The 390-nt window shown below is 60.4% G+C and carries 1 protein-coding gene; it reads right to left on the bottom strand.

From position 1 onward, the window contains the following. Positions 1-332: PD-(D/E)XK motif protein (locus AB4Y92_RS26335; protein ID WP_441822304.1), on the bottom strand; the 332-nt coding region annotated here is incomplete at its 3' end. Between the last annotated feature and the right edge of the window lie 58 nt (positions 333-390).

The following is a 390-nucleotide window of genomic DNA, read 5'->3' on the forward strand; positions in this document are numbered from 1 at the left end:
GTTATAGTGCCTCCAATTGACTGCTCCAGCCTTATCGACGCCAAAATCAGTGACCGCCCATCAGCGATCCAGAGCTGATCGAGCCGGGAAATCTCATGCTCGTGACGGCTGCGCGTCGTGGTCTTCACCTCAAGGTGCARCGTACCCGCGATGAAGTCGTGGCGCTCCTTGTCCGCCCCGCTCCAGCAGGCTACCGCCCGGGTCCCGAATACTGGCACAAGTACGCGCGTGAGTATGAGAAGCTCGCCTACCAAGCCAATCTGAACAGACTGAGTCATGTGCAGGCGGCTCGGGCGCCAGATTGCCTGCCAATTGCGGATGGTCGCGTCGATTGCAGCCCAGGGTTCGCGAGCATCTGCGAAGACCGCCTGTACGAGCTCACGGCAGAAC

The organism is Lysobacter sp. TAB13, assembly GCF_052113885.1.
In the GTDB taxonomy this organism is placed as follows: Bacteria; Pseudomonadota; Gammaproteobacteria; order Xanthomonadales; family Xanthomonadaceae; genus Lysobacter; species Lysobacter gummosus.